At 53.4% G+C, this 4,345-nt stretch carries 3 protein-coding genes; 2 read left to right on the top strand and 1 reads right to left on the bottom strand.

Annotated elements, in window-relative coordinates; translation table 11 throughout:
* Both MCRY_RS22135 and MCRY_RS22130 read left to right on the top strand, forming a co-directional pair.
* On the top strand, positions 1 to 901 hold a 901-nt coding region (locus MCRY_RS22135), incomplete at its 5' end, for a hypothetical protein (protein WP_217808265.1).
* Positions 902 to 909: 8 nt separating this feature from the next.
* Complete coding sequence (locus MCRY_RS22130) at positions 910 to 1,818, top strand: restriction endonuclease (RefSeq protein WP_085633915.1); 909 nt, start codon at positions 910 to 912, stop codon at positions 1,816 to 1,818.
* A gap of 31 nt (positions 1,819 to 1,849) precedes the next feature.
* On the opposite strand, the gene MCRY_RS22125 is transcribed toward MCRY_RS22130, so the two are convergent.
* Positions 1,850 to 4,345, bottom strand: a 2,496-nt coding sequence (locus MCRY_RS22125; RefSeq protein WP_217808264.1) for an Hsp70 family protein, incomplete at its 5' end; no start/stop codon positions are given.

The raw sequence follows: 4,345 nt of genomic DNA, 5'->3' as shown, positions 1-4,345 counted from the left end.
GCTATGCGGCGTGAGGTCGGAAATGAAGGCTGAGTTCAGCGAATTTACGTATGGATTTTCCTTGGTCAACGAATTGGCCAAGGCGATGTCACTGTCGGCAGTTCCGATCTTTCCAAGCCTGCTCGAAGAAGGGAAAAAGGGCGGTGGCTACGACGCCAAGCTCAAAGGCAAATCGGGCATTATTCTCAACTTGCAATTCAAACTGTCCGACTGGATGAAAGCTTCAAACGCCCGCGAGATCGGCATTTCCGGTCATACCATGACTCTGCCCTACTATCGCTTTGAGATCACCAGTAAGCGCATTTCGGAGCAACAGTCCCTCTTGCTTGCTCTGGAGACTATCGAGCCGTTCACCTTCTATGCTGCCCCAGCTTTCCATACCAATGAGGAAATCAACGCACATTGGCTTTCGAGCGCTGTCGCCAAGAATTCCGTGTATATGAAGCCCAGCAAAGTCGGCGTTCTCCCTGACCTGAAACCTCATCGGGTTTGCTTCGACAAGGCGCTGAAATCAAAAGGCAAAGCCTACTTCTTTTCTGAGCCTCAAGAGATCGAAGTCGATCAATTCGCAGGCTTCGCCGATCATGTGGCGCAAGCGGTCAATGCTTCTACGACCTCGATCATGGATCGCGTCGACGGGACCTTGGACCGCTACCGAGAAGCGCTTTTGGATGCCAGAAGGCGAGAAAATGAGCGGGCAGCTTCTGTGGATGAGGTCGCAAGACAACCCTCTGACCGAATTCTGGTCGAGGAAACGCAAGATCGACTGGATCGCCGTCTAGTTCGATTGGATCAAATTACGGCATCCGGCGATGATCTCGATGAAAACCAGCGCCTCTGGCAAATGGCACAAGTCTCAACGAGCCTTTTTGGCGTTCAAACCTTTGCATTGTTTAAGTGATACCCAGCATGACAAGACGATTTGAAATCGACGCAGAAACTCTTCCCGACCTTCCCGGAATGATGCTTGTAACGGCCGAGGCGCTGAAAGACCTCGGGGGGTCCGCGACGATCCAGGAACTGGATGAGAAGGTGATCGAGCTGGAAGGCGTGACAGAGGCCGAACAAGCCTTCACCATGCCACGCGATGAAAACCGCACACGCGTGAATTACTATCTCGCTTGGGCGCGCACGTATCTCAAACGAGGTGAGGCACTCAACAACTCTTCTCGGGGTGTATGGGCCTTGACCGAGGGCGGTGCCGCAATCACTAGTTTGGACGAAACACGCGCGATCTATGATCAGGTAACATTGGAAGAGCGAGAACGCGCCCGCCTAAAGCGGCTTGCGGCCAAAGGCGCCAAATCTAGCCAAACCGGTGAGATTGAGGTGCTGGCCGAGGACGGTCCCGATGATGAAGAGGATTGGAAATCGGCGCTGCTGTCCGTCCTTGGCAAGATGGACCCCGCTGCATTTGAACGCCTGGCACAGCGGCTTTTGCGTGAGGCTGGATTCACTAAGGTGGAGGTGCGCGGCAAGTCAGGCGACGGCGGGATTGATGGGGTTGGTGTTCTTCGTGTTAACCTCGTTTCCTTCCAAGTTTACTTTCAGTGCAAACGCTGGAAGGGAAGCGTCGGCTCCAAGGAAATCCGCGATTTCCGAGGCGCGCTGCAAGGCCGCGCTGACAAAGGGCTGTTTATCACTACAGGGCATTTCACCAGTCAGGCTTCAGATGAAGCTACGCGTGATGGCGCAATCGCTATCGACCTTATCGATGGCGACCGCCTGTGCGACCTACTGAAGGAAAACCGGCTAGGTGTCGAAACTGAAATGATCGAAAAAATCCAAATCAAATCCAGTTGGTTTGATGGCATCTAGACGACACACCAGCTTGCAAAAATATCACCCCCTATGACCCAAGGAGGTGTGCGAGTTCCACAATTTCGGTCGCATCCGCTCCGGTTGAGACCCTATTGCCAAACATCTGCCCGATGATCATCCGAAGCCTTTCCACATCGCCAGATTTTGCAGCCTCGACACCTGCTTCAACCAACTGCGCATGAAGCGCTTCATCGACTGCCAAGTGATGCTCTTCTGCCAAGCGCCGGAAGATTTCGATCAAGAAATCAGGGCTTTCAGCGAGCACCTTCATGCGAATGCCTTGCATCTCATCAAGTGACCTACGCGCGGCATCATAGTTCTTTTCCCGAATCGAACGACGGGTCGTCACTAAAAGCTTGTCGTGCCGCTCAGTATCTACTGGCTGCGCAATGTCTCGCAATTCGTCGAAAGAAGTTTCAGCCTTCGCGACTTCGTCGTCCAGCACTCGCTCTTCGTTCTCAGGTGACATCTTCAACAACGCCACCTCCTGGCGAAGTTTGCGCGCCTCTTCGGCTACCGAGCGATGCGTGTCTGCATCAACGGAGGTCGATAGCGCCGCATGCTGACGTTCAATCCGCTTGCGAATGTCGCCATTTGGATCGGCATCTTCATCAAGCGTGGTTTCAAGCTCGTCTAGATCACTCTCAACACGTGCGAGCATAGTTGTGGCAACCTCCGCCCCACGCTGGCCGTCATAGTTGATGCCGCCATCTTCCGATCGGTAAAGGTTAGTGGCATCGATAACACGCCCCAATGAGGGCAATTCAACCGAAAAGCTGAGCGTGCCATTGTCGCTCATTTTCCAATCGATGACAAAATCGTCACCTCGATTGATCCGTTCACCGCGCTCCAATTCATCTCGACTGTTCAGGCGGAAGTTACCGATATGCAGGTTGTGTTCCGGGGTGTCGATGTCATCTGCCATCTCATAAAATTCGACTGCGATGAAGTCATCTTCGCCTCCGACGAGTGTCTTGCCAGTTCGGAAGGTTTGCTTGCCCTGTGCAGGCAACGCCGTCCCTTTCTTGACAAGAACCTCCAATTTGTTCCGTTCATAACCGACAAAGCCATGCTGAATCTTGACTGCAAGCGTGTAGGTCATCGGGACACTTGCGGCACTTGCTTCAGCTCGGGTGATGACGATTTCACGTGACGCGTCCTCGACGGCCTTGCCCTGTTGGTCGAACACGGTCACTTTGAACCGGTTTTCGCCGTTCTTGCGAACATTTACGTTGATGCTGAGCGGCCCATCAATTGGAATTCTGCCTGTCGAAGACCCTTCTTCATCAAGGATTTCCACCTCGTGCCCCGTAGGCATGTCCGCCGCCGGTTTCAGCCGGACCTTGGTCGTTTCGCTAGCGACCCGTGAACTGAAAGCCAGAGCCAAAGAGACACTACCGGTGACCGCTTCTTTTTGTTTACCGCTTTTCTGCGTAGAGCTTTCACCAGCCCATTCCCGGCTTTCAGCGAAAATTGCAGCGCCAGTGGCAACGGCGGTCATCGGGTCAAGACCTGTTTCCACCTCAATGGCGAGGCCTGCCTCCAACATATCGCGGATGATAGGCATCTTTGATGGGCCACCAATCGGGACGATTTTTGAGATATCGTCATTCTTATAACCGTTGGCCGTGATGATCTTGCGGCAAAGAGCAATCGAGTCATCAATCCGGTCCTTGATCAAGTCGGTCATCTGTTCTCTCGTCAAATCGATTGAGATATAGATTTCCTCACCGCCCTCATCAGACGCGCGTACTTCGTCTTCGGTCGCAAAAATCGAAGCGGTCGAAGATGCCGAAAGCTGGATCTTCGCTTTTTCAGCAGCATGGCGGCAAACATCCGAAAGGTGCTTGTATTTCTCGTTGCGCTGAAAATCGGCTGGAAGATTGAAAGTCTGTGTGAGCCATGGCCGCACAATGCTGTCGAAAATGATCCTGTCAAAGTCTCGCCCGCCAAGCATATTGATGCCCTCATGGGCGATCACGTTGACGACACCCGCCGTGCTCATGACCAGAGCCAAGTCAAAGGTTCCGCCTCCGAGGTCGTAGACCAAGAAAACCCCATCCTTCTGTTTGCTATGTGCTATCGCCGCCAAGGCAGCTGCAACTGGCTCTTGCAGCAGGCTTACTTTCTCCAAACCGGCCAATCGAGCGGCGGCAATCGTGTCCTCGCTCTGCATTTGGTTGAACGCAGCCGGTGTTGTGATGACCACGCCCTCAACTTCCTGATTACCAGCCTCAGTCATCGCCTGACCTACCAGCGCTTTGATGATTTCGGCACTACACTCAACCGGCGTCCAAGTTTGCCCAGCAAAGGAAATCGGATTCTTGGTTCCCATCGAGCGCTTGAAGCCCTGAGCGACATTCTGCGGAGCCGAAAGCAAGCGATCATAGGCTGATTTCCCGATGAATCTGTGCCCGCGCTTGTCCAGATAAATCACACTCGGCAGCACATCCGTGCCGTCCGATGTCTTGAAAAGACGCGTTGCACCGTCGATGTGCCCGACGACAGCTGAGTTAGAAGTTCC

It is taken from the genome of Marivita cryptomonadis (assembly GCF_002115725.1).
Classification (GTDB): domain Bacteria; phylum Pseudomonadota; class Alphaproteobacteria; order Rhodobacterales; family Rhodobacteraceae; genus Marivita; species Marivita cryptomonadis.
This window is presented reverse-complemented; position numbering and strand designations above follow the sequence as displayed.

Bases quoted from the DNA above. Each gene is read 5' to 3' on its own strand.
- MCRY_RS22130 (WP_085633915.1), top strand. From the start codon at position 910: ATGACAAGACGATTTGAAATCGACGCAGAAACTCTTCCCGACCTTCCC.